Annotated in this window: 22 protein-coding genes; 10 read left to right on the top strand and 12 right to left on the bottom strand. The window is 54.8% G+C overall.

Annotated features, from left to right (window positions below):
• Positions 1–17 precede the first annotated feature (17 nt).
• Both ATG98_RS04065 and ATG98_RS04060 read right to left on the bottom strand, forming a co-directional pair.
• Entirely contained in the window at positions 18–1070 is a 1053-nt protein-coding gene (locus ATG98_RS04065) for a glycosyltransferase family 9 protein (protein WP_098424369.1), read from the bottom strand.
• 34 nt (positions 1071–1104) lie between these two features.
• Positions 1105–2043, bottom strand: a complete 939-nt coding sequence (locus ATG98_RS04060; protein ID WP_143751431.1) for a glycosyltransferase — start codon at positions 2041–2043, stop codon at positions 1105–1107.
• Positions 2044–2171: 128 nt separating this feature from the next.
• Between ATG98_RS04060 and ATG98_RS04055 the strand changes: the two genes are divergently transcribed.
• The 3 genes from ATG98_RS04055 to ATG98_RS04045 are packed head-to-tail and all read left to right on the top strand — an operon-like array spanning position 2172 to position 5116.
• Entirely contained in the window at positions 2172–2939 is a 768-nt protein-coding gene (locus tag ATG98_RS04055) for a 3-deoxy-D-manno-octulosonic acid kinase (RefSeq protein ID WP_098422202.1), read from the top strand.
• Positions 2936–4054, top strand: a complete 1119-nt coding sequence (locus ATG98_RS04050) for a glycosyltransferase family 4 protein (RefSeq protein WP_098422201.1) — start codon at positions 2936–2938, stop codon at positions 4052–4054. The genes ATG98_RS04055 and ATG98_RS04050 overlap by 4 nt, the downstream gene beginning before the upstream one ends.
• A complete protein-coding gene (locus ATG98_RS04045; protein WP_098422200.1) occupies positions 4055–5116 on the top strand; it encodes a CDP-glycerol glycerophosphotransferase family protein in 1062 nt (353 codons plus the stop codon).
• An 82-nt stretch (positions 5117–5198) separates the two neighbouring features.
• Here the strand turns inward: ATG98_RS04045 and ATG98_RS04040 are convergent, their stop codons facing one another.
• The 4 genes from ATG98_RS04040 to ATG98_RS04025 all read right to left on the bottom strand — a co-directional run bounded on the left by ATG98_RS04040 (position 5199) and on the right by ATG98_RS04025 (position 10586).
• Positions 5199–6131, bottom strand: coding sequence for a polysaccharide pyruvyl transferase family protein (locus ATG98_RS04040; RefSeq protein WP_098424368.1), 933 nt, complete (start codon positions 6129–6131; stop codon positions 5199–5201).
• 54 nt (positions 6132–6185) lie between these two features.
• On the bottom strand, positions 6186–8186 hold the full coding sequence (locus tag ATG98_RS04035; RefSeq protein WP_098422199.1) for an O-antigen ligase family protein: 2001 nt from the start codon (positions 8184–8186) through the stop codon (positions 6186–6188).
• Positions 8187–8262: 76 nt separating this feature from the next.
• Positions 8263–9168, bottom strand: coding sequence for a lysophospholipid acyltransferase family protein (locus ATG98_RS04030; RefSeq protein ID WP_098422198.1), 906 nt, complete (start codon positions 9166–9168; stop codon positions 8263–8265).
• Positions 9165–10586 carry a mannose-1-phosphate guanylyltransferase/mannose-6-phosphate isomerase gene (locus tag ATG98_RS04025; protein WP_098422197.1) on the bottom strand — a complete coding sequence of 474 codons (1422 nt, stop codon included), beginning with the start codon at positions 10584–10586 and terminating at the stop codon, positions 9165–9167. The genes ATG98_RS04030 and ATG98_RS04025 overlap by 4 nt, the downstream gene beginning before the upstream one ends.
• Before the next feature lie 94 nt (positions 10587–10680).
• Between ATG98_RS04025 and ATG98_RS04020 the strand changes: the two genes are divergently transcribed.
• A complete protein-coding gene (locus tag ATG98_RS04020) occupies positions 10681–11535 on the top strand; it encodes a glycosyltransferase family 2 protein (protein ID WP_228706010.1) in 855 nt (284 codons plus the stop codon).
• A 13-nt stretch (positions 11536–11548) separates the two neighbouring features.
• Here the strand turns inward: ATG98_RS04020 and ATG98_RS04015 are convergent, their stop codons facing one another.
• The 4 genes from ATG98_RS04015 to lpxL are packed head-to-tail and all read right to left on the bottom strand — an operon-like array spanning position 11549 to position 15597.
• Positions 11549–12583: a glycosyltransferase gene (locus ATG98_RS04015; protein WP_098422196.1), complete on the bottom strand. Its 1035-nt coding sequence runs from the start codon at positions 12581–12583 to the stop codon at positions 11549–11551.
• Positions 12583–13716 carry a glycosyltransferase family 4 protein gene (locus tag ATG98_RS04010; RefSeq protein ID WP_098422195.1) on the bottom strand — a complete coding sequence of 378 codons (1134 nt, stop codon included), beginning with the start codon at positions 13714–13716 and terminating at the stop codon, positions 12583–12585. The genes ATG98_RS04015 and ATG98_RS04010 overlap by 1 nt, the downstream gene beginning before the upstream one ends.
• Positions 13713–14663 (bottom strand): mitochondrial fission ELM1 family protein, encoded by a 951-nt coding sequence (locus tag ATG98_RS04005; RefSeq protein WP_098424367.1) that lies wholly within the window; start codon positions 14661–14663, stop codon positions 13713–13715. The genes ATG98_RS04010 and ATG98_RS04005 overlap by 4 nt, the downstream gene beginning before the upstream one ends.
• Positions 14647–15597, bottom strand: coding sequence for an LpxL/LpxP family Kdo(2)-lipid IV(A) lauroyl/palmitoleoyl acyltransferase (gene lpxL, locus ATG98_RS04000; protein WP_098424366.1), 951 nt, complete (start codon positions 15595–15597; stop codon positions 14647–14649). The genes ATG98_RS04005 and lpxL overlap by 17 nt, the downstream gene beginning before the upstream one ends.
• 144 nt (positions 15598–15741) lie before the next feature.
• Between lpxL and waaA the strand changes: the two genes are divergently transcribed.
• Positions 15742–16995 (top strand): lipid IV(A) 3-deoxy-D-manno-octulosonic acid transferase, encoded by a 1254-nt coding sequence (waaA, locus tag ATG98_RS03995; RefSeq protein WP_098422194.1) that lies wholly within the window; start codon positions 15742–15744, stop codon positions 16993–16995.
• Between the two features lie 30 nt (positions 16996–17025).
• On the opposite strand, the gene ATG98_RS03990 is transcribed toward waaA, so the two are convergent.
• Positions 17026–18411, bottom strand: a complete 1386-nt coding sequence (locus tag ATG98_RS03990) for a TolC family outer membrane protein (protein ID WP_098422193.1) — start codon at positions 18409–18411, stop codon at positions 17026–17028.
• Between the two features lie 238 nt (positions 18412–18649).
• On the opposite strand from ATG98_RS03990, the gene ATG98_RS03985 reads away from it, so the two are divergent.
• Genes ATG98_RS03985 through cpdA form a run of 3 tightly spaced genes read left to right on the top strand, consistent with a single transcriptional unit; the run spans position 18650 to position 20567 of the window.
• Positions 18650–19270: an NUDIX domain-containing protein gene (locus ATG98_RS03985; protein WP_098422192.1), complete on the top strand. Its 621-nt coding sequence runs from the start codon at positions 18650–18652 to the stop codon at positions 19268–19270.
• Positions 19267–19746 (top strand): DUF1249 domain-containing protein, encoded by a 480-nt coding sequence (locus ATG98_RS03980; protein WP_098419600.1) that lies wholly within the window; start codon positions 19267–19269, stop codon positions 19744–19746. The genes ATG98_RS03985 and ATG98_RS03980 overlap by 4 nt, the downstream gene beginning before the upstream one ends.
• Positions 19743–20567 carry a 3',5'-cyclic-AMP phosphodiesterase gene (gene cpdA, locus ATG98_RS03975; RefSeq protein ID WP_098422191.1) on the top strand — a complete coding sequence of 275 codons (825 nt, stop codon included), beginning with the start codon at positions 19743–19745 and terminating at the stop codon, positions 20565–20567. The genes ATG98_RS03980 and cpdA overlap by 4 nt, the downstream gene beginning before the upstream one ends.
• Positions 20568–20604: 37 nt before the next feature.
• On the opposite strand, the gene metE is transcribed toward cpdA, so the two are convergent.
• On the bottom strand, positions 20605–22920 hold the full coding sequence (metE, locus tag ATG98_RS03970; protein WP_098422190.1) for a 5-methyltetrahydropteroyltriglutamate--homocysteine S-methyltransferase: 2316 nt from the start codon (positions 22918–22920) through the stop codon (positions 20605–20607).
• 147 nt (positions 22921–23067) lie between these two features.
• Here metE and ATG98_RS03965 point away from each other — a divergent pair, with 147 nt between their 5' ends.
• Together ATG98_RS03965 and gcvH are read left to right on the top strand one after the other, a co-directional pair.
• Positions 23068–23988, top strand: coding sequence for a LysR family transcriptional regulator (locus tag ATG98_RS03965; RefSeq protein ID WP_098424365.1), 921 nt, complete (start codon positions 23068–23070; stop codon positions 23986–23988).
• Between the two features lie 81 nt (positions 23989–24069).
• Positions 24070–24459 carry a glycine cleavage system protein GcvH gene (gene gcvH, locus ATG98_RS03960; RefSeq protein ID WP_098422189.1) on the top strand — a complete coding sequence of 130 codons (390 nt, stop codon included), beginning with the start codon at positions 24070–24072 and terminating at the stop codon, positions 24457–24459.
• Positions 24460–24461 lie beyond the last annotated feature (2 nt).

Here is a 24461-nt window from a genome sequence, read left to right as displayed (position 1 = left end):
CAAAGTTCGGCCCGGAGTCAGGCCCCGCGTTCTGGCTCCAGCAGCTTTGCCTGTATCCACTTATCCAGCATGTCAGTGGCGTCTGCCACTTCAATCAATTCCATTGCGCCTGCAAACTCTGCCTTTGTGCCCCAGCGTGCTTTGCTCGCAGTTGTCTGTGCAAACGTTTGCAGTGCCTGGTCGTAACGATCAACGCACCAGGGTAACGAATTGTACGGCCCCGAACGTTGGGGGTTGCTGGCGGCGTATAAGCCCAGAACATCGGTGCTCATAGCGCTGGCGATATGCGCCGGGCCGGTATCCGGTGCAACAACAATATCTGCGCGGCTCAGCATTGCGGTTAGTTGTTTCAGGGTGTCTTTGCCACAGATGTTAACCGGCGTTTCCTGCATGGCTTGAACAATCGCCTCACAATACGCAATCTCGAAAGGCGCGGGGCTGCCCGCCAGGGTTACCTGCATGCCGTGCTGGCGGATCGCATAATCTGCTAACCGTGCGTAGCGCTCGGCCGGCCAGTTTCGCAGTTTGTGACTGGCGCAGGGGCTGATCACCATGTTGGCGCGATCATTGGCAAGGTGGGTATCGGCAAAAGTGTAATCGCTTTCGGTCAGTGGAATCGTCCAGCGCGGCGGGGCGGGTTTTAACCCTAAGGGCTCCAAAAAACTGGCCAGGCAGTCGCGTACGTGTTGGTGCTGTACTGGCGCGATACGGCGGTTGATGAACAAGCCGTGCAGGTCTTTGCTGCGGGCTTTGTCATACCCCACCCGGATCGGCGCAGAAATGCACGCTGCAGCAAGATTGGCGCGCAGGGCGACTTGCATGTGTAACAATGCATCAAACTTGCGGCCATTCAATCGCTTGCGCAAACTGTTATAGGCGCTGCGGCCGGCTTTTTTGTCAAAAACAATGAACTCTACACCGGGTAAGTCGCCAATTAATTTGGTTTCAATTTTGCCGATCACCCAAGTGATTTTCACGCCTGGGAGCTGCTCTTGAAGGCTGAGAACGACAGGAATGACGTGGGTAATATCGCCAATGGCAGACAGGCGGAGAATGCAAATTTCAGTCAAAATCATTTTCCAGTCAGGTGTGCGTTGAGTAGTTTTACCAACTAGTATGCTCTGCTTTATCAAGCAGTGCCGCATGCGTCTTGTAAAGATTTTCTACGCTGAACTTCTGGGCAACATGCTCGCGGCATGCTGCGGGCGAAATCTCATGGAGTCGCTCAACAGCCTTGACCATTTCATCTTCTGTGTCACACAGGAATCCGGTAACGCCGTCCACGATCAGCTCAGGCATTGCGCCTCGGTTGAAGGCAATAACTGGAGTTCCCGATGCCATGGCTTCAATAACAGTCAAACCGAACGGCTCTTCCCACTTTATCGGAACCAATAGCCCTTGCGCTTTTGCGAATAAGCTAAATTTTTGATCACCGTTAACATAACCTACAGGCCTGATCAGCGGATGCCATTTAAACCATGTTTCCGGACTTAACAGCCTGTGACCGCCGGCAATGATAAGTGGAATTTGCGTACGTTTTGCAACTCTGATTGCTTCTTCTACTCCTTTTTTGCTCCGCTTCACTTTTGCGATAAATAGCAAAAAAGCTTCTTTTGAGTCGGAAAACTGGTAGTCATGGACTGGGATGCCATTATGGGCATAGGCCGTACCACCTGATCGCTGGGCGTGACTTTGAGAAACATAAACACAATTTCTGCCTGCCCCTTTTCCCGCATGTATTATTTGGATGAAGCGTTTGAATTTATCAGCCAATGCATTTGCTTGATGCGCGGGAATGCCTCCATGCAGCTCAATATCTGTGATATCGCCCGGTATGAGGGCTATGAGGTCCGGGCCTGTCATTTCGGGTTTGATCTTGATGTGCTGATAATGTTCGGTCGAGTGCCCGGAAAAAGACATGATATAAACCTTGTGACCCTGTTTTGCTTGCTCCTGAGCTAACCACTCAATCAACCTGTTGGAGCCACCGCTGTCAGGGCTCGGTGGTAATGATTTGTTGTGAACGTGAAGGATTGACTTCATGGCAGGATAGGTCTCTTCGGATTCGTTGCTTAACGAGCTTTCATCAAGCAATAGATGGAGGGCAGACTGCGAGCACTGGTAAGCTCCTTCAGTTATTATAGCGAACGCTAACGACCCCGTCTTTGGCAATGCGGCGGCTGAACAAGTGTAAAATCCGAATTTTATTAATTGGGGTAACTAGACTAGTGTCTGAGCTGTGTATCCGGAACGATCATAACGCACTTCTGGTCCAAGCTGAATTTCGCAATAAGGTCAGTGTTGACTGGTTTAACCCGTTATATTGGGGTCGAAATGCAGTGCCCGTAACGAGCGGTGGGCGCGGCGGAGCCTGGTTTCTTCATATCGATGGCGGCGATTACGTGCTTAGGGAATACCGGCGCGGTGGCCTGACGTCACGTGTTCTACGTCGCACTTACGCCTTTGTTGGGGAAGACCGGGTGCGCTCCGTGATGGAGTTCCGCATTCTCACGACGTTATTTGCCCAAGGCTTCCCTGTGCCGCGACCAGTCGCTGCTTATTATCTAAAACTGCCGGCCTTGCGTTATCGCGCGGCCATCATCATTGAGCGTCTCGCAGACACAACACCGCTGGCTGAACTCATTGACACCCGCTCGGATGCCGACTGGCACCGGTTAGGCCAACTTGTGCGGCGATTCCACGATGCTAATGTACGCCACGCCGACTTAAACTGCTTTAACGTACTTGTGCGGGGCAGTGAGTTCTTCCTGATTGACTTTGATAAGGGGTGTATTATGCCGGCCAGTAAATCTTCTAGGTGGAAAAATGGCAACCTCAAACGTTTTGCCCGCTCCATTAAAAAAATCGCCGGTGAGCAGGTATTGAATAAGGTCTGGAGTGCATTTGAACATGGCTATAACGGGAGTGTTACCGCGTGACTGACGAACAACAACCGAAAGCGCTGCCGGCCGTTTTGTGCTTGACCGATGCCTGCGACCGCCCTGAAACCGAGCTATTTATCGGACTTAAGCGCGCCGGTTTTGATGTGGATGTGATGTGTAATCCCGAGGGCCGAAATTATCAGCGTCTGGTTGACGAAAAAATGGTCGCTCAGCCGATGGCTTTAAAAAGCCGCTTCGATAAAGATGGTATAGCCGCTATTAAGAAACAGTTAAACACCAAAAACTACAACATTATTCATGCCTACAACCCCCGTGCGCTAGCCTGCGGATTGCGAGCATCGAGGGGCACCGATATCAAAGTGGTCGCCTATCGGGGCATTATTGGCAACGTCAGTTTTTTAAATCCCGAGTCCTGGATTACCTTCCTGCATCCCCGGGTCAGTAAAATTGTGTGCGTGGCCGATGCCATCAAAGACTTTTTTTCCAGCCTGAAATTTTTGTGGCTGCGAGTGCCTGCCAGTAAGCTGATCCGTATTTACAAAGGGCATGACCTGAGCTGGTATCAGGCCAAGTCGGCGGACCTGACGCAGTTTGGCGTTCCCCCCGGAGCTTTCGTGGTGTGCAGCACGGGGCGAAACAACCCGCGCAAAGGTTACGATGATCTGATCGATGCCATCAGTAAGCTGCCGGCGGATGTGCAGGTGCACCTCGTACTGGTGGGTGATGCCATCGACAACGCCGAGTTGCAGGCCCAAGTCAGCCAGTCAGCGCACCCGGACCGTATTCATTTTACGGGCTATCGTAATGATGCCCCGGCCATTGCCGCTGCCAGCGATGTGTTTGTGTTGCCATCCACCGCGCGTGAAGGGCTGCCAAGAGCGGTGATTGAAGCCATGGCCTACGGTGTGGCGCCCATTGTTACCCATGTTGGCGGCATGCCTGAACTTGTGGAAAAGGGCGTTAGCGGACTTGTGGTTCCGCCAAAGGATGCCGCTGCCCTTGGCGCAGCCATAGAGCAGCTCTACCGCAATCCGGAGTTAACTAAACAGTTTGGACAAGCCGCTAAGGCGCGTATTGAAAGCCATTTTCATACCTCACAAACCGTGCGTGAAACCTCGGAGCTATATCGCTCCCTGGTAGGCAGCCACTGAATGCGCCGATATCTTTTTTTTGTTAATCTGCCTTATTCCTACTCTATTTTGCGCCCCTTGCAGGATGAAATACGCCGCCGTGGCGATGAGGCCGCCTGGTTTGTAGCGGGCTGTTCGGCTGAGCCTTTGCGCCCAGACGAGCAGCACTTGAAAACCGTCGCAGATGTGATGGCCTACCAGGCTACGGCAACGTTTGTTCCTGGTGACTGGGTTCCCTATTTTTTTCCCGGCATCAAGGTTGAGGTGTTCCACGGTATGGCACGCAACAAGCGTGGCCACCGTAGTGAAGACGAAAGTGACCATTACCGCATAAGGGGCTGGTTTGATTTGTATTGCACGCACGCAGTCAGCGATACCGCAAAATTTCAGGCACTGGCGCAGCAGCACCAGCATTTTGCTGTAGCCCATACCGGCTGGCCAAAGCTGGACCCTTTGATGTCAAAGCCTGTCGCAGGCAGGCGTGAGCGCCCTGAAGGCCAGCTGCCGGTGGTTTTTTTCGCCTCTACATTCAGCCGTTCGGTAACAGCGGCGCCGGCGTTGGTGGACAAAATTGCCGAGCTGGCTGCAAGTGGTCGCTGGCAGTTTATTGTCACCCTGCATCCGAAAATGGACCCGGAAGTGGTGGAGCAGTACCGAAGTCTGGCGGGTAAAAATCTGAGATTTGTAGAAAGCGATGAAGATCTTCTGCCGATTCTGCCCCAGGCAGACGTAATGCTGTGTGATACCTCGTCAATTATGTTCGAATTCATGTTTCTGGATCGCCCGGTTGTTACCTTCAAAACCAAGATGCCGGGGCCCTACCTGATCGATGTAGATACCGTTGAAGAGCTGGAGCCTGCTCTGACAAAAGCGATGGAATACCCACATGAGTTGATGAGAGTAGCGCGTAGTCTGTGTGAAGATTTGCATAGTTTTCGGGATGGCGCATCCAGTGTACGGGTAATGGATGCGGTGAACGATTTTATGGCTAATAAAAAATCTGAACTAAAGCGCAAACCTTTAAATTTGCTGCGGAAATTAAAAGTACGGCGGCGTTTGCAGCGCGAACTAAAGAAGTCCTAACAAGGCTTTGATAGCTTTGTTTGTGCTACCAAAAGATCTTCGAATATTGCCGTTGAGATTTTAAGTTAACAGTACTTATAGCTTATTGAATGAGACCAGTTTTATAGTCTGCAGCCAGCTTTTTAACCTGCCCGTTAAGCTTTTGGGTTATTTCAGCTACCTTTTCATCAGTACTCATGTTTATTCTTGCTTCTGCGTCTACGGTTTTTAATGCCAGGATCAAGCTCTCCACGTCGGCGCTAGAAGCCTTTCGAAAAGCTACAGGTAAATTTTTCCACTTCTCCCCTTTTGAAATAAAATTGGGGGCATTTAGCTTTAGATAGTTTTCAAGCGACCGTAGAAATGGTGGTCGATTTTGGTAAATGGTTGGGAGTGTGTGGAGTTCGAGCCTGATGTCTAATGCTTCGCACCAATCCAGCCACTTTTCTTCATTAAAGTTGGGAGCAAACCGCGTTCCTACCCAAGGTATCCGGAATGCGTCAGCCGCAATAGCGCCGTGCATTGCTTCAGAAATCACTTTTTCGCAAGAACGAATTTCTGCAATAAACCTATCAACAGGTTGGCGCGTTGACACTAATTTCATGCCTGCAGCCTCGCAAATAGGCTCCCAGTCGACGTACTGCTCACTTCTATGATGGGGTATAAATGCTGTTTTGAACCTGAGCGCTACCGGATTTAAGGGCAATGTCCTTAGCAAATATGCGCCGTCACCAACTACGAAATCTTCCGAGATGCCAAGCTTTTTCGCTGTTCTCGGGCCGCGCACACCATAAATTATGGTTTTATTGTCGAGCTCGGGGTAATCTCGCTCCCAGGCTCCCGATGACAATATGACAATTTTTTTTGCTCCAGACAGCGTTTTATTAAATCGCTTTGAAGTAAGCAAAGTACCAATTCCAACCAAGTAAATGTTATCCGACGGGTCGAGGCAATCCCCGAGCAACTTCGGCCACAACCACTTGTTGAGATCGTCACCAAAATTGAAGCCGTCGTTGCGGCAGTATTCAATTTTCATATCGTTTTTTGACCGCTCTAGAAAGAATAAATCTCGTAACTGTCTATTTTCCAACTAGCTATCTTTGCGGTGAAGAGTCCACAAACCAGCATATTTGTTGAAGGTTACTTGAGCGTATGTTACTGCTGTTAAGTAGCCAACGGCCCCATCAAGAAACCCAAAACGTATAAAATATACTTGGATGAAAGTCAGTACTCCTCTCACAGTCGGATAAATCATCGTCCGGTTTTTTTTGCCGCGACGATGTTTCTCCAAAGACCCTAGCCACGCATACTTCGCACTTTTCTCCAATGAGTGGCCAAAATCCCGATGGGTATAGTGGGTCAGTCGGCCGCGCAGAGTTCTCGTTTTCCGGCCTTTGGGTATCAGGATGCGCTCGTGCACCAGTGCATCGGAAAAGCTTACGCCCTCACGGCGGAATAACCTTAATGGCGCGCGTCCACTGCGGCCGAAGTCCAGGCGGGCACCGTAAATAGTCACTGCCCATGGCAGCTTGTAAGCGTCTGCGTCAGGCGCCGCAAGCCGGTGATTGATTTCACGGCCCAGCTCAGGAGTGATGCGTTCGTCGGCGTCTAGCGACAGTACCCAGTCCCCGGTCGCTTTTTCCAGAGCCCGTTGTTTTTGAACGCCAAAACCGGGCCAGTCTGTCACCTCTACAATATCTGCGTACTGCTTCGCGATTTCGACGGTTCTGTCAGTGCTTCCGCTATCAAGAACGATAATTTCATCCGCCACCAGCCGCGCCGATTGCAGGCAATCTGCAATATGATGTTCTTCGTTTTTGGTGATGATGGTGGCCGAAACTTTTACCGATCGCCGCCCAGTACACGATGCGCTGAGTTCGTGGACCAGTGCCGCGGCAACGCCCGAAATCGATAGCAGATAAAAGGTCAAAAACAGCGTGCGGTTGAACGTGGCTTCGGTCAATCCAAACAGGAAATAGCCGGCACTGATCATGGTGCCGGTCACCGCTAGGTGAGCGCTCGGCTTGTGCGTGCTGAAAAGATGCCGGCCGAACAGCGCCAGCGGTATCAGTAGCAGAAGCGCCCAGCTCAGAATTCCTGAAATACCGCTGGTGGCAGCGACGTTGAAAAAGTCACTGTGGGCATGGCCGGTGCAGCATTGCAGCAGAACTTCCGGCGCCTGTCCTGATGCCACGGCGGCTTCTATGCCACGGCTGTAACCGCCAAGCCCTGCACCGGTCAGCGGATTTTCGCTGAACATCTGCCAGGCCTGACCCCAGACTTCAAATCTGATGGCGATGCCCAGGTCAGGATTGTGATTCTGCACCAGGTTACGGATAGAGTCCGCCATGCGATCGTTACTGATAAGCGCGCCGGCCAGAATGACGGGGATGGCAATGGCTAAGACAATCCGCAGCCGCTTCCCAAGCAGCGGCATCAGCAGCAGCAAAAGTACCGGCAGAGCAACCAGATTGCTGCGGGTTTGCGAGAGCATGGCGACAGCAAGGGTGGCAGCGCCAAGGAATAGCAGCAAAAAGCCCGTGAGCTGGCGCTGAATGTGCAGGAAGTAAATGCCGCCGGTCAGCGTTATCATGCCGCCCAGTAGCGCGATATTGCCAAAGCTGATGGGGTTGATGCCACCGCCGAAGCGACCGTTTAACAGCTGTTCCACTGAGCCACTGCCGGAAATCAGTGCCGCCATCAGCAAAGCTAGAGTTGAAACGGACAGCAGAGCGGTACCCACAAACACGGTCGTTGCGCCAATGCGAGCGTAAGTGAACGCCAGAAGCAGAGGCCACAGCAGAATAAAGCGGGCGTGAGTGCCCAAGGTTTTGCCACCTTCGTAGCTGAAGCCTTCCAGAGCCCAGGAGGCTGTGCTTACAAGAACAAAAAACCAGAAGGCAAAATGCAGCAGTCGCAATTCTTTTGGTTTGTCCCAGCCGTTGTTGTAAAGAATTTTACGATAGCCGATCACCATACCCGCAATTGCAATAAGCAGCGTTGTGGCCGCTAATATTCTTGACGACAGAAGTGCTCCGCCAATGCCAAAGCAGAAAAGCAGGGCGATGAGCCAGCGGCTAGGTGTAGTCATAGATTTATCCGTGCAATATTTGGGATTGATACAAGGCTTTGTGTGTGCGGCGATCAGCGTTTTCTGTTGGTCTTTTTCAGCACACCCTGTCGGGATTATAGGGGTTGATTTCCCCGGGCGGCCGATGTCTCAAGCGTTTATATTCCCATTGATACTGCGCCGGTATCTTGCGGATGCAATGTTCTATGGACTGATTCATTGCCGTGCTGGCCTGAACCGGATCTTTGCTACCCAGGTTCGGTTCGGCTTCGCGCACAACAAGGCGGAAGCCTTCAGCATTATTGAGCCGTTCGGTGTAAGTCATCAGCACCTTGGCACCGGTGCGCTGCATCAGCTTGGCTACTAATGTCATAGTTTTCACTTCCATGCCGAAAAAGGGCGCAAAGGCGTTGCCTGCGCCGCGCGGCGATTGGTCAGGAAGAATGCCGGCAACGCCGCCTTCACGCAGAAGTGCGGCAAGCTTTGCAAGCCCGCGGCGGTCACCGCGGACCAGTTCCGACCCTAACCGGCCGCGTACCCTAATCATATAGTCTTCAAGTTCGGGAACGTTTGGCGGGCTGTAAAGCGCGGCCATTTTATAGCGTGAGGAAAAAAACAGCCCCGTCAATTCCCAGTTGCCAAGGTGAGGTGCAAGCAGGATCAATCCGCTGCCATCGGCCATGGCCTCGTCAAGCAGTTCCAGGCCCTGGGTGTCTTTCACCAGGTCAAGGCACTTGTCGACCGGCCACTCCCACATTAACGGCACTTCAAACATGGTCATTCCGGTGCTGGCCAATGACGCCTTCAAGAGTTCTGCGCGCTCAGCCGGTGTTAATTCGGGCAGGCAGATCGACAAATTGGTCGCCGTGACGTCACGGGGCTGTGTCGGCAATTTCCACAACAGCCATCCCACCATGCGCCCCAGGCGCTGTGCCGTGGCAAGTGACAGTGAACCCGCAACTCTCAGCAGACCCGCGATAAGAAAATACTTCAGTTTACTCATTTGCGTCCGTACCGGTCTTCGTATCTGACAATGTCGTCTTCCCCGAGATAGGAGCCAGATTGCACTTCAATGAGTTCCAGATTTATCACGCCGGGGTTTTCCAGAGAGTGCACCTGACCGACAGGGATGTAAGTAGACTGGTTTTCGGTCACCAGGTAGGTTTTTTCGCCGTTAGTGACTTTGGCGGTGCCGCTGACCACAATCCAGTGTTCGGCGCGATGGTGATGCATCTGCACCGACAGCTTTGCGCCGGGCTTCACGGTAATCCGTTTAACTTGATAGCGTTCGCCGCTGTCGATGGAGTCATACACGCCCCAGGGCCGATAAACTTCGCGATGGTTCAGGTGCTCGTGGCGCCCGTCAGCTTGCAGCTGCGCCACCAGCTTTTTTACGTCCTGCACTTTGTTTTTGTGCGCCACCAGCACGGCGTCTTTGGTTTCAATGATAACCAGATCGTCAACGCCAAGTGTTGCCAGCAAGCGGCTGTCGGCACGCACCAAGGTATTATTAGTGTCCAGAGTCATCACGTCGCCACTGGTACTGTTGCCGTGGGAGTCTTTCGGGCTGACTTCCCACAATGCAGACCAGGAACCGATATCACTCCAGCCGGCGTCTAGCGCTACAACCACCGCAGCGTCGGTTTTCTCCATGACCGCGTAGTCTACCGATTCATTCGCGCACTCCGCGAAACGGGCTTCGTTGATACGGGTAAAATCAAAATCCTGGCTAACGTTTTCCATCGCTGCCTCGCAGGCGGCCAGAATATCCGGGCGATGTTTGCCCAGCTCTTCCAGATAACGGCCGGCGCGGAACATGAACATGCCGCTGTTCCACAGGTAGTTGCCAGATTCCAGATAGGATTTTGCGGTTTCTACATCGGGCTTTTCAACAAAGGCTTTGACAGTGTGGCCGTGCTCGTTAATAGCGTCGCCGTGGCAAATATAACCGTAGCCGGTTTCCGGGTGCGTTGGCGTAATACCAAACGTCACCAGTTTGTCGGCTTGTGCCAGAGTGCTGGCCTGTTGAACACACCTTTGAAAGGCCGGCACATTCTGAATAAGATGGTCTGCCGCAAGAACCAGCATTACCGGGTCTTCTTCGTCTTGCTGGCGGGCCCTTTGCAATTGCAGTGCGGCGAGCGCGATGGCCGGCGCTGTGTTACGGCCGCAGGGCTCGAGTATAATATGAGCACCCTGAAAGCCCGCCTGGCGCATTTGCTCAGCGGCAATGAAGCGGTGCTCTTCGTTACAGATGATCAGCGGCGGCTGCACCGGTAGGCCATTGAGCCTGGCGACGGTGGATTGCAGCATCGACCGCTTCGGGTCCGTCAGTTTTAGAAACTGTTTGGGATTAAGCTGGCGGGAGAGTGGCCAAAGTCGTGAACCAGTGCCACCGGCGATAATTACCGGATAAATCATGAGCTTACTCCGGACTTGATTGAGCGCAAAAGCGCCATGATGAACATAGGGTTAATCGGCGTAATGTTACCACAGAGAGGTGATTATATTGCTTTTGCCCAAGTCACAATTAAAGCCTCAGCATAAATCCGCTGACAAGCTTCCGGTTTCTGTGTATTACATCACCCAAAATGAAGAAGCACGCCTGCCTGAATCGCTCGCGAAGGTGACAGGCTGGGCTGATGAAGTGATTGTCGTCGATTCCGGCAGTACCGATAAAACACAAACGATAGCGGAAAGCGCTGGCGCGCGTTTTGTGCACAACCACTGGCAGGGCTTTGCCTCACAAAAAGCATTTGCGGCCAGCCTGTGTCGCAATGACTGGGTGTTGGACCTGGACGCAGACGAAGTGCTGTCTGATGCCTTGGTCAACAATATTAAAGAGCGTTTTTCCACGTCGATTGCGGATGATATAGCGGGCTTTCAGATGCGCTGGGTGCTGTCTCAGCCGTATCCGGAACATCCTTTTCGTTATGATCGCCCCAAGAAGATTCTGCGCCTTTACCGCCGTTCAAAAGCCGCGATCAAGCCGGAAAAAGACAGCAACAATGATCGTCCACAAGTTCGCGAAGGGCGCGTTGCGTTTCTTAAAGGGGATGTACTTCACCGAACGCTTATCACGCTCGGGCAGATGGAAGAAAAGTATCTTCAGTTATCGTCAGAGCAGGCGAGATTTCTGGCAGCGAAAGGTCGCCGTATTTCTTCGTTGAGATTGTTTGGAGAATTTCCGCTGAAATTTCTGAAGTACTATCTGCTACGCCGTCAGTTCATGAACGGCTGGTTTGGCCTCAGTTTGTCTATCATCGCGGCAAATCGAAATTTCATGCGATTGGCAAAAGCGAAAGAACTTCAGGTATTGGCGCAGATTGAGCGTAGAAAAAGCGCCGAAGCCGCTGCCAACAAAGAATAAGGGCAGGGCCACTTTAAGATCGCACGAATGCCTTATGATAAACGGCCACCGTGCTGTTGATCATGGCCTCTATCGTCAACTCTTTGTAAGCGCGTTCCCGGGCACCGGCCTGATCCTGGTAAACGGTGTCTAGATCGCCATTCAGCAGGCTGGCGAAACCGTCGGGTGTGTTGCTGCGGTAAATATGCTGTTCCGGCAGAAACTCGTTGGCGATAGGTACGTTGGTCGAAATGACCGGTTTTGATGCCAGCATGGCCTCGGCGAACACATAGGAAAATCCCTCCCGCTGTGACGAAATAACCACACCATCGCAGGCGGCCATTAGCGCCGGAATATCGTCGCGATGGCCGAGCAAGGTAACTCTGTGTTGCAGTTCGTTATCGAGAATTTTCTGTTGTAATAGCGCTTTGTCAGGGCCATCGCCTGCTATGTACAGGCATCCCTTCACGTCTTTAAAGCTGTCGATCAGGAAGTCGAAACCTTTCACGCTGACCAGGCGCCCAACCGCAAGCCATACCGGTTTTGGCGCGGCTGTTATCAGCATCTCTGAAGGAGTTGCCTCGCCGTATTCGGCTGGCAGACCGTTGTACACAACGTGAACCCTGGCACACGGTAAGTGCTGAGCAAGCGCGTTGCTGACGGCAATCACCGCGGTGAAGCGGTGCAAGGCAGGGTAGCGGGATTTGAAACCGTGAAAGCTGGCCACCAGGGCTGGCGCAAGTGAGTGCGAAAAACGCGCCAGTGTTGCTATTAGCGCAGCGGCTTTGGTGCCCTGAGCATGCACCAGGTCGTACTTCCCGTCGCGAATTTGCTTATAAAGCCTCGCTAATAACAGAGGGTTGTAGCGAGACTGTTTTGGGTTCAGAGTAATATGCCCAATTCCTTGGGCGGGTCCATGCTGGTGCGCAGTGGCGCAGATGACGGTCACGCGGTGACCGGCTTTTGCCAGGCCGTTCGCCAACTCACGGGTGTGTTTCTCCAATCCGCCAACACCGGGGTTTGCCGACACCATTACCAACAGAATGTTCAAAGTGTTCGAATCGGCCACTAGCGCTTCCGCTCCCGTGCTGCCAGAACGCGTTCATACACGCCCAGGGTGGTGTCGGTTTGCGCCTGCAGTTTGAAGCGGTAGGGAATTTCGATGATGTGCTGGTTGTGGCTGAGCAGGTGTTGAGCTGTTTGTGCAAAGCCGGACACATCGTTTGGCGTGACCAGTCCTTCGCGAAAGCAGGCTTGCAGGGTTTCGGCGGCGCCGCCGCGGTTGAACGCGGCAACCGGCGTGCCGGACGCCAGTGCTTCGGTAACCGTACGGCCGAAGGGTTCGGGTTTGGTGGACAGATGACACACCAGGTCGGCTAGCTGGTACAGCTCGGCCATATCGCTGCGCTGGCCCAGAAAGCTGACGTGTTGCTGCAGGCCAAGCTCGGCACGGCGCTGGGTCAGTTCTTCCATAAAGTGTTTCTTACCCGGTTCGGCTCCGCCCACCACAATACCGTGGTAAGGCCGTTCGTTTGCTCCAACAGGGGTGTTATGAACCAGCTCAGCCATAACGTCCAAAAATTGTAACTGCCCTTTCCAGCGGGTAATTCGCCCGGGCATCATCAGAATGCGCTTATCACTGAGTTGGGGATAGTTTTGTAACAAATCCTGGAGCCACTGTTCAGAAGGTGGGCGCTTGCGGAAGTAGTTCACGTCCACACCGCGCTGAATCACGGTAATCTTTTGCTCAGGCACAGAAAAATTGCTGATCACATAGTTTTTTACGCAGTTCGACACCGCAATGCTGTGATCCGCTTTGGCCATAACGGCGCTGTAGGGGTTGGCCGAATACATACCGTGAAAACTGGTCACAACGGCTGGGCGTAGTTGTTTGTCCAGGGCTTTCAATGCCAGCTGGATAATCCAGGCGGGCATGCGCGAGCGCACGTGCACAATATCGGGTTGCACCTCTTTCAGTAGCCGCGCCATTGGCCGGATCTGGCCAAATGAGGCCAGTGATTTGCGGTGTATGGGCATGGTGATGTGGGTGCTGCCCTCTTGCTCCAGCATATCCGCCAGGGGTCCGCCGCTGGATACAACATAGGAACTGTGGCCCAAGTGCGTTAGCTGTCTGGCGAATTCAACGGTGCCCCGCTCTACACCACCGCTGTGCAGCGCTGGCAGCGCCTGAAGAATTTTCATGGTTTAGGCCTGGTTGGCAAAAAGTGCGTCATAACCCAGCGCGCCGCTGCGTCTGCCTGCCAGAATAGAATACGCGATCCGGGGCTAGCGGTCATAACCTTGTAGTGGTCATCCCAGGTGGCCACCAGATGTTGATCTTGCATGGCGGCCAGGCCCAGGGCAACGCGGCTGCGGCGTTTGGCTGGCAGCTGGAACACCCCGGTGGGCACGCCAGACGTTGCCGCTTCGCACACCATCGAATTGCTGTCTGGCGTTATCCAGGCGCAGCGGCTGTGCGCCAGGGCGGTGCTCAGCCAGTGTTCACCGGTATCCTGCGGTGTTAATACTTGAATCCGGTTGGTTTCCAGCGCGGCCAGCGCTTGCAAACAACTCGCCGGCGTTCGCCGGGAGCTGCTGATAACCCAGCTCCATTGCGGGTAGCTGTGCAGCAATTCCTGGATCTGCGCCATGACGGCATCGTCGTTCCACTGAAAATGCGCCGACGGACCACCTACGAGGATGAGTCCGCGGGGCTGCGTACTCAGTTCTTTAACGGGGGTTACGGCGTTGATCGCGCCTTGAGTCAGAAACAGGTTCGGGCCCGGTTTCACTCGGTCGTGTTGGGGAATGATGGCGCCACTTACCCAGCGCAGTGGGAAGCCCGGTTTCATCAGCACCAGTGCGCGCGCACCTTTAATCTTGCGCAGGGCCAACAGTAAACGGTGGGTTTTGGAGCCGGCAGCAATGATCAGGTCTGGCTTTGGCAGAGCAGGATCGAGCGCGGGCGGCCGTCCCAGGAGTACTCGCCATAGGGGCGTTTTGACGGTGCTCACGTCTATCCAGTGCAGCGAGGCACCGGCCAATACCCGCAGGCGGTTGCCCAGGCCTTTGAGTTGGTTGCGGTGGCCTGGTTTGTTGTCGGTGAGCAGCCAGATAACCGGGCAGGATGAGTTAGCGTTTGCGGCCATAAAAACCTGGGTCATCTGGATCGGGTCGGGTTTTGAAACGACGGTGCATCCATAGGTACTGGTCCGGTGCGCGTTTTATTTCCTGCTCTATGGTCTGGTTGATCGCGGTTGCGTCAACAAGGTCGTCGCCACTTGGAAAGTTCTCCAGAGACGGATGAAAGTAAATGTCGTAGCCCGGTTTGCCGCTGCGGCGAAAGTGGCTGAAGGGCACCACTTTGCAGCCACTGCGTTCGGCAATGCGAGAAGTGGCGGTAATGGTGCCGGTTGGTATCCCGAAAAAAGGCGCAAACACGATGTCTTTTCGGCCGTAATCCTGGTCGGTCGCGTACCAGACCGCGTGGTTCTGTTTCAGGCTGCGAAACAGTCCGCGCAAGTCGCGGGCGCCATGTACCATGCCGTAGCGGCGTTCACGGGCCCGGGTCATTATCGCGTTTACCAACGGGTTGTTATGGTCCCGCTGCATGACGCTTGAGTCTATGAAATGGGTGGCAAGGCTGCCCCCCATTTCCAGGGTACTGTAGTGCCCGCCGACCAAAAGCACGCCTTTGCCGCCTTCCAGCGCGCGTTCGAAGTGCTCTAATCCATGCAAGGTGGTAATGGCTTTGAGTTTGGCGGTATCGCAAAACCAACACACCCCAATTTCCAGCAAGCCAACGCCATTGGCGATAAACGATTTTTTGACCAATTCCCGTTGCTGCTGCTCCGTGAGTTGCGGAAAACACAGGCGGATGTTGGTTTCGGTGATGCGCCGCCGGCTGCTACTCAGGCGTAAAACCAGGCGCCCTAAGCCGGAGCCGAGCCACCACTGCACGCGTAAAGGCAGCTGCGCTAACAGCCACATAAAAGACATGGCAGCCCAGGTAGGCCACCAACGTGGGTGGCGGTACGCACTTAAGTCAGTATTTCGCGGTTGTTTACGGTATTTATTCTTCACTAAGGTCAAACTCGCACGTCTTGGAAATTTTGGGTAAGCCAGAGCACCGGCTTGCCCAGGCGCTAGCAATAGCGGGTGCCGCTGTGAAAGGCAAATCGCTGGTGTTTGGTCTATGATAGCGCACTGCCTTATTCGGAGCCCGCTGTGCTGCAATTTATCTATTCCCAACTAATCCGCCTGCTGCTGCCTTACATTTTGCTGCGCCTCTGGTGGGGCGGTCGCCATTCTCCGGACCTGCGCCGTAACTGGGCCCAGCGCCTTGGTTTTGCCCCGGCGGTAAGCGCCCCTGTTATCTGGGTGCACGCGGTGTCGGTGGGGGAGACAATTGCTGCGGCGCCCATGGTGCGGCGCCTGTTGGAACGCAATCCGGATGCCACCATCTTGATGACGGCGATGACCGACACGGGTCTTGCCCAGGCTCAGAAAATGTTTGGTAATCAGGTGCAGTACGCTTACGTGCCATACGATACGCCAGGTTCGGTAAGGCGTTTTCTAGCACGGGTTCAGCCGCGTATTTTGGTGATTATGGAAACCGAAATCTGGCCCAATCTGATCAGCCAGACCCGCAAGGCGAGGGTGCCCATATTTCTGATTAACGCACGATTGTCTGAGCGCTCGGCTCGTGGTTATGAGCGTGTTCGCGGATTGGCTCGGCCGATTATGCAAAGCATCAGTTGGGTAGCGGCCCAGGCCGAGCAAGACGCCGCGCGATTTCGTCGTATCGGCGTATCGGCCGACAACATTGCTGTTACTGGCAGTGTAAAGTTTGACGTAGATATTGAGCCGCGGGTGCGCACTCAGGCGCAGCAGCTGCGAGCACAGTTTGGCGGCCGCCCGGTCTGGATTGCCGGAAGCACTCACGACGGCGAAAACAGCCAATTGCTGGAGGCGCATCGGCAACTGCTGGCAACCTTGCCCAGTGCTCTGTTGATTATAGTGCCGCGCCATCCGGAGCGTTTCGAACTGGTCGCTAGCGCCGTTACAAAGGCAGGCTTCAGGCTAGCCCGCCGATCTTTGAACGATAGCCCTGCGGCTGCTCAGGTGTATCTGGGCGACACCATGGGCGAGCTGATGATGCTTTATGGTGCCAGTGATCTGGCCTTTATTGGCGGCTCGCTTATTGAGCGCGGAGGCCATAATCCTTTGGAGCCGGCGGCCTGGGGGATACCGGTGACCTCTGGCCCCCACGTATTCAACTTCGAGTCGATCTATCAGCGCCTGCGGGAGCACGACGGAGTGACCATTGTAGAGTCTGCTGGGGAGTTGGTGGTTTGTCTGGTTCGGCTGTTAAATAATCAACAGGCGCTGCATGAAAGCGGTCAGCGCGCCTTGGCGGTAGTGGAAAGTAACCGAGGCGCGTTGGACCGTGTGGTGGCAGGCATCAGCCAGCGGGTTTAGGTCCGCCGGCTGACAAATACGGCTACCGGCTTACTGGCCCATTGTTTGACTATTTAAGGTTGTGTCGTCGTTGGCCAGGGCTTCGATGCCCGGTGCGTCTGCGCTCAGCCAGTTGTTCAGCTCTACCAGATCCTGCGGGCTTAGGGTGCCAGCCGACTGCTTAAGCCGTAACGAGTTCACCACGTAGTCATAGCGAGCGTTGGCGAAGTCTCGCAGCGCGACATAGTAAGCGCGTTCGGCATCCAGCACTTCTACAATGTTACGTGTGCCGACGTCATAACCGGCACGGGTGGCGTTCAATGCGCTGCGTCGCGATATGATGGTCTGGTCCAGAGCCGACGCAGTTTCGATGTTGTTGTTGATGGTCAAAAAACGGCTGCGGGTGTCTACGCGAACGTCACGACGCACCGTGTTCAGCGACTCTTCGGCCACCGTCAGCAAAGAACGCTGCTGGCGTACACCGGCTTGAATGCCACCTCCAGAATAGAGCGGAACGTTTAGCTGGAAGCCAATGACGCCCTGGGTGGTGGTGCCATTGCGCTGCTCAGTTCTCTGGCTGCTGCTATCAAGGCCGCCGATTTTGGACGTGCCGTAAGAGGCTTGAAAATCCACCGTTGGATAATGCCCTGCCTTGGCCGCTTTCAAAGTTTCTTCGCTGGCTTTCAGGTCAAACATGGCCGCCTGAATGGTCCAGTTTTGCTCCAGCGCGGTGGTTTCCCACAAATCCGGGTTCATTGGCTCGGGTGGGTTTAGGGGGAAGTTCTGGCGCAGATTTTCAAGCTGCTCTGTGTATTCCCCGGTCAAACGTGCCAACTGCTCACGGGCGATGTTAAGACTGTTTTCCGCAGCAATTCTCTGGCTGCGGCTGTCATCAAACGTGGCGCGAGCTTCATACACTGCGGTAATCGCAATCAAACCCACATCAAAGCGTTCCTGGGCCTGGTCGTACTGGCGCTGTATAGCGGTTTCGGTGGCGCGCAGGGTGGTCACTGTGTCTTGCGCCCGCAGTACGTCAAAATAGGCTGAGGCCACATCCAGAATCAGCTGCTGCTGGGCAAGATGGTACTGGGCGCGAGCCGAGTCGGTCTGGAATTTGCTGGCATCGTAGTTGAACCAGGCATCGGCGCGAAACACCGGCTGGGTCAACTGCAGGCCAAGGCCCAGGGTTGTGTAGTCCACATTCTGTGACGGGCCATCGCTATCCGTATAATTAGCGTCAGCGGAGGCGCCAAGTTGCGGCAGCAATTTGCTGCGGCTGATATCGCTGGCCGCCTGCTGGGCTTCAAAACTGGCGCGGGCAGACGCAATTCCGGAGTCGTAAGAGATCGCTTTTTCGTAGGTTTCAATCAGGTCCACGGCAAGCACGGGCGACGCCGCAAAAAGGCCGATAAGCCCGGATAGCAATTGTTTCTTCATTTGATCTCCTGAAAACCTGTGCGCTTGGGCGAGTGCCCGCTTGATGGCAAGCAAATCTGCATGCCCCATTATGGCCAATTATCGCCGGTAGCTCTACCGTTGTAGAAGGCATGTATTATCGTGTTCCAGCTCAATTGAGCTCTTAACACTGATTTTATAGATGCGGCCTTACACCATACTTGCAATCAGCGCTGGCCAGCGATTATCTTTCATAACTGTTTTTAGCTTAGGGCAACCCATGACCAAACCGTTCCAGTTTCAAGCCAGCAACGTCAGTATCGAAAAGCGTGAAATCGTGTTTCAGGGTTTTTTCCGCATGGACAAACTGTGGCTGAGCCATCCGTGTTTTGACGGCCGGACCATGCCCACCTTCACCCGTGAGCTGTTTGTTCGCGGCGACGCCACCTGCGTGCTGCCTTATGATCCGCAGCGCGATCAAGTCGTATTACTGGAGCAGTTTCGCCTGGGAGCAATCGGCCGCGACCAGTCGCCCTGGCTGCTGGAATTGGTGGCGGGCATGAACGAAGAGGGTGAAAACCCGGAAGACGTGGCCCACCGCGAAGCCGACGAAGAAGCCGGCCTGAGTTTTAAGCGCCTGGACCCGATCTGCAGTTATCTGGTGTCGCCCGGAGGCACCACCGAAATGATTTACCTGTATTATGGAGAAATCAGCAGTGCGAACGCTGGCGGTCTGTTTGGCCTTGAACACGAACACGAGGACATTCGCGCTCACGTGCTGGCTGCTGAAGACGCCATAGCGATGATCAAGGACGGTCGTATCAACAATGCCGCCGCCATTATTGCTTTGCAATGGTTGGAGCTGAATCGCCCGCGCCTGCGGGAAGGTATGAATCGATGAATCAGTGGACCATAAAACCCAAACGCTACGTGCCAGACCTGCGGCAGCTGGGCGCTTTAGGTGATGGTAATTATCAAAGGCTGCATAAGCTGCGCCAGCTGGAAGCCGACGGCCAGCCCGTCGCAGAGTTTGAGCTTCACCGCGAACACCAGTATTTAGGCCGGGTGCGTATAGAAATTCTGCAAACCGCGCGCTTTACCGAAACCCTGCTGCTTGAACAGGTGCACAACGCCGGGCGCTGGCTGAACAATCCGAAAATGACCGTGCGGGTTTACCATGACGCCAATATGGCGGAAGTGATCAGCTGCTACCGTGACCGCCAGATTGCGCCGGTGAACGACTACCCCAATCGCTATATGCACCACCCCGACGAGAAAGTGCAGGTGAACAGTTTTTTGGCTGACTGGCTGGATTACTGCCTGCGTTTTGGCCACCTGCCAATGGAGTATGCGGTCTGGAGATCCTCTGTCCCGTGACGACTCAACTTTTATTCCAAGATCCGCCGCAGCAGCGACCGCTAAGAGTTCTGCAGCTGACAGACCCCCACCTGAAAGCCGACCGCGATGGTAAGTTGCTTGGCATGAACACTCGCGACAGTCTGGCCGCGGTGATTGATGACGTACTGAAACGTTGTGGTCAGCCAGATTTGGTGCTGGCCACCGGTGATTTGGCGCAGGATGGCAGCGTTGATGCCTACGAGGCGCTGGCGCAGGGGCTGGCGAGATTCGATTGCGACAGCCTGTGGATTCCGGGTAACCACGACAATACCGAGCGGCTGTGGCCGGTTGCCCGGCGCTACCGTGCCGAACGCAAACACCTGAAGCAGGGCGGCTGGCAGATTCTGATGCTGGACTCATCGGTACCGCGTAAGGTGCACGGCGAGTTAACCCGGCAAGAGCTGGAATGGCTAGACGCAACTCTGATAGCTAATCCCCGGTTGCCCGCTTTGATAGCGTTACATCATCACCCAGTGGATATAACCGCCCACTGGATGGCCGACATTGGCTTGCACAACCGTGACGCTTTCTGGGAAATTATTCATCGCCACCCACAGGTTAGAGTAGTCACCTGGGGTCATATTCATCAGGAAGTAGACAGGCAGGAAAACGGCGTGCGTCTGTTAGGCACGCCGTCAACCTGTATTCAGTTTACCGCGGGCGCCCGTGAGTTTTCGGTTGAAGAGCGGGCGCCGGGGTATCGATGGATCGAGTTGGGCAGCGCCGGTGCGTTCACCACCAAGGTGCACCGGGCGCTGGATTTCAAGGTAGTGCTGGATCGCGACAGCGGGGGCTACTAGGCTAATACCTACTAGACCCCTGCCTACTCAACCCGGCTCAAGCGGCTTGCTCTGCCAGTTTCTGGCGCAGCTCCTTGGCGGCGTCCACCATGGCCCGCAGCGCTGGCTGCACTTCTTCCCAGCGGCGGGTTTTTAGGCCGCAATCCGGGTTTACCCACAACCGCTGCGCCGGAATACGTTCTGCTGCCTTGTTCATCAAGCCGGTAATCTGCTCGACCTGCGGGATGTTCGGGGAGTGAATGTCGTAAACACCCGGGCCTATATCGTTAGGGTAATCAAAGTTCTTGAAGGCGTTCAGCAATTCCATGTCGGAACGGGATGTTTCAATGGTAATCACGTCGGCGTCCATGCGGGCGATGGCAGCGATAATGTCATTGAACTCCGAATAGCACATATGGGTGTGAATCTGGGTTTGATCACTCACACCGTTAGCGGTTATGCGGAACGCGTCTACCGCCCACTGAAGATAGCTGTCCCAATCGGTCTGGCGTAATGGCAAGCCTTCGCGCAGCGCGGCTTCGTCAATCTGGATGATTTTCACACCGGCCGCTTCCAGATCCTGCACTTCCTCGCGAATAGCCAGCGCCAGCTGCAGACAGGTGTCACGGCGGGGCTGATCGTCGCGCACGAATGACCAGTTCAAAATGGTGACCGGGCCGGTCAGCATGCCTTTAAGCGGCTTGCTGGTGAGCGATTGGGCGTAGTTTATCCAGTCTACCGTCATTGCTTTTGGTCGCGAGATATCACCGAACAGAATCGGTGGCTTCACACAGCGGGAACCGTAAGACTGCACCCAGCCGAAGCGACTGAACACATAGCCGTCTAGCTGTTCGCCAAAATACTCCACCATGTCGTTACGTTCGGCTTCACCGTGCACCAGTACATCCAGTCCCAATTCTTCCTGCTGACGGACACAGTGGGCGATTTCCTCGCGAATGCGCTCCTGGTAAGCGGCGACATCCAGCTCACCTTTGCGGAATTGCAGCCGGGTTTGGCGAATCTCAGTGGTTTGCGGAAAAGATCCGATGGTGGTGGTTGGAAAGGCCGGCAGATTCAAGAGCTGCTGTTGCAGGGCAATGCGCTTGCCAAACAGGCTCTTGCGCTGGCCCAGTTCGGGCGTGATCGCCGCCACCGATGCGGCTACTTTTGGATTGTGCACCCGCGGTGACTGGCGACGGCTGGCCAGCGCTTGAGCGTTGGCGGAAAGCTCTGCGGCAACGGTGTCGCGGCCGTGGGTTAAGGCGCGGGCCAGCAGGTTCAGTTCTTCTAGTTTCTGTTGGGCGAAGGCCAGCCAGTTGCGTACTTCAGCATCCAGCTCGGTTTCCTGTGCCAGGTCCACCGGCACGTGCAGCAGTGAACAGGACGGCGCCAGCCATAGCCGATCGCCCAGTTTTTGTTGTATTGGCTCCAGCCAGTCCAGTGTTGCGGTCAGGTCGGTTTTCCAGATGTTACGGCCGCTGATGATTCCCAAAGACAGCACCTTGTGGCTGGGCAGCCAGTCAACCAGGCGCTGAACTTCCGCCGGTGCGCTAACGGCGTCCAGGTGCAGGCCCGCCACTGGCAGTTCGCAGGCCAACTGCAGGTTCTCCCGCAGCTCACCAAAGTAGGTGGTTAGCAGCAGCTTTACCGGTGCGGATTTGAACTGGTGGTAGGCGAGAGTGATAGCATGGCGCCAGTCGCTGTCCAGTTCGGTGACCAGCGCCGGCTCGTCAATCTGCACCCAGCTGGCGCCATTGTCCGCCAGGGTTTGCAGCAGTTGGCCGTACACCGGCAGCAGTTTGTCCAGCAGGGCCAGGCGGTCGCTGTCGTCTTTGCTTTTGCCAAGTAATAGATAAGACACCGGGCCAAGAATCACCGGTTTTGCGGCAACGCCTTGCGCGCGAGCTTCCGCCAGTTGCGCAATCAGGCGATCGGCGTTCAGGCTGAACTCGGTGCCGGCGTGAAACTCCGGCACAATATAGTGATAGTTGGTGTCGAACCACTTGGTCATTTCGCCTGCATGGCACTCTTTCATCTCAACCGCATGGGCGGGGCCGCAAGCACTGTCGCTGGCGGAGCGGCCGCGTGCCACGCGAAAATAACGGTCCAGCTCGGTGCCGTCCGCGGCGCTGGCGCGCTCGGGCAGATTGCCCAGGGTAGCGCTCATGTCCAGAACCTGGTCGTATAGAGAAAAGTCGCCCACCGGCACCCAGTCCAGCGCCTGTTGCTGCTGCCAGTGTTTGGCGCGTAAATTGGCTGCGGTAGACTGCAGTTCGCCAGCGTCGATTCTGCCCTGCCAGAAAGCTTCCTGGGCAAATTTCAGTTCGCGGCGGGCGCCGATGCGGGGAAAACCCAAATTGTGGGTAATGGCCATGTTCATCTCCGGAATAAAGCGTGTGTTTTGATTGCTGTTGGTTATGAGCAATCAGACTACCGCTGAGAAGTTATGAAAAATAATGGTATTATTTCACGTATCCATGAATTTTATTCACGTTAGGCTAAGCTATGAGTGGGCATGTCTGTGATTGAACGTAACCATCTGGAAGTGCTTCGGGCAGTAGATGTTGGCGGATCGCTAACCGCCGCTGCCGCGCGCTTGCACCTGACCCAGTCGGCCCTGAGCCATTCCATTCGTAAGCTGGAGCAGCAGTTAGGTACGCCTCTGTGGCTGCGCGAGGGTCGCCAGTTGCAGCTGACCCAGGCGGGCAAATATCTGCTGGCGTTGTCAAACCGCCTGCTGCCGCAATTCGAACACGCCGAACTGCAAATTGATCAGTTCGCCCGCGGCCAAGCCGGCACTTTGCGGATTGGTATGGAATGTCACCCCTGCTATCAATGGCTATTAAAAGTGGTGGGGCCTTATCTGGGGCACTGGCCCACGGTCGACGTAGACGTAAAACAGAAATTTCAGTTTGGTGGTATTGGCGCGCTCTTTGGCCATGACATTGATCTGCTGGTAACGCCAGACCCGCTGCATCGGCCGGGCCTGGTGTTTGAACCGGTGTTTGACTATGAGCAGGTGCTGGTGGTGCACAGTGGCCATCGATTGGCACACAACGATTGGATCAGCGCGCAAGATCTGGAATCGGAAACTCTGATCACTTACCCGGTGGCGGTGGAGCGCCTGGATGTATACACACATCTTTTACTTCCGGCCAACATTCGCCCTGCGCGGCACAAAACCATCGAAACCACCGACATTATGTTGCAGATGGTCGCCGCCGGCCGCGGTGTAGCGGCTCTGCCACGTTGGCTGGTGCAGGAGTACCAGCAACGTATGGCTATTGTGCCGGTGCAACTGGGCGAAACGGGCATTGGTAAACAGATCTTTCTGGGCTGTCGCGAGCGCGACCGCAATGTGGATTACCTCAGCGCGTTTCTGAAGCTGGCCACAGAGGTTCGCCGAAACGACATCGCGCTAGACGCTGGATTGACGAATTAGCCAGACGAGACGTCGGTTATTCAGCTAAAATGCGGCCAATCTGTCACTACAAACTTTTTTTAACCTATCAGGATTCGACCGATGAGCGATGTTCCCTCTGATTTGAAATACCTTGAAACCCACCAGTGGGTGCGGGTAGATGAAAGCGGCCTGGCCACCGTGGGCATTACCGATTTCGCGCAACAGCAATTGGGCGATGTGGTCTATATTGGCGTTCCGGAGCTGGGTACCACGGTGACCGGCGGTGAAGAAGCCGGCGTAGCGGAGTCGGTCAAATCCGCCTCAGACGTATTCAGCCCGGTGACCGGCGAAGTGGTCGAAATTAATGAGCGGTTGGAAGACGAGCCGGGAAAAGTGAACGAAGACCCTTACGGCGAAGGCTGGCTGTTTCGGGTGAAAATGACCGACGACGGCGAACTTGATGGCCTGATGGATGCAGACACTTACAGCGACCTGGTCGCAGCGGAGTAACA

Origin of the sequence: Marinobacter sp. LV10R520-4, from assembly GCF_002563815.1 — a bacterium.
Taxonomy (GTDB): Bacteria; Pseudomonadota; Gammaproteobacteria; order Pseudomonadales; family Oleiphilaceae; genus Marinobacter.
This window is presented reverse-complemented; position numbering and strand designations above follow the sequence as displayed.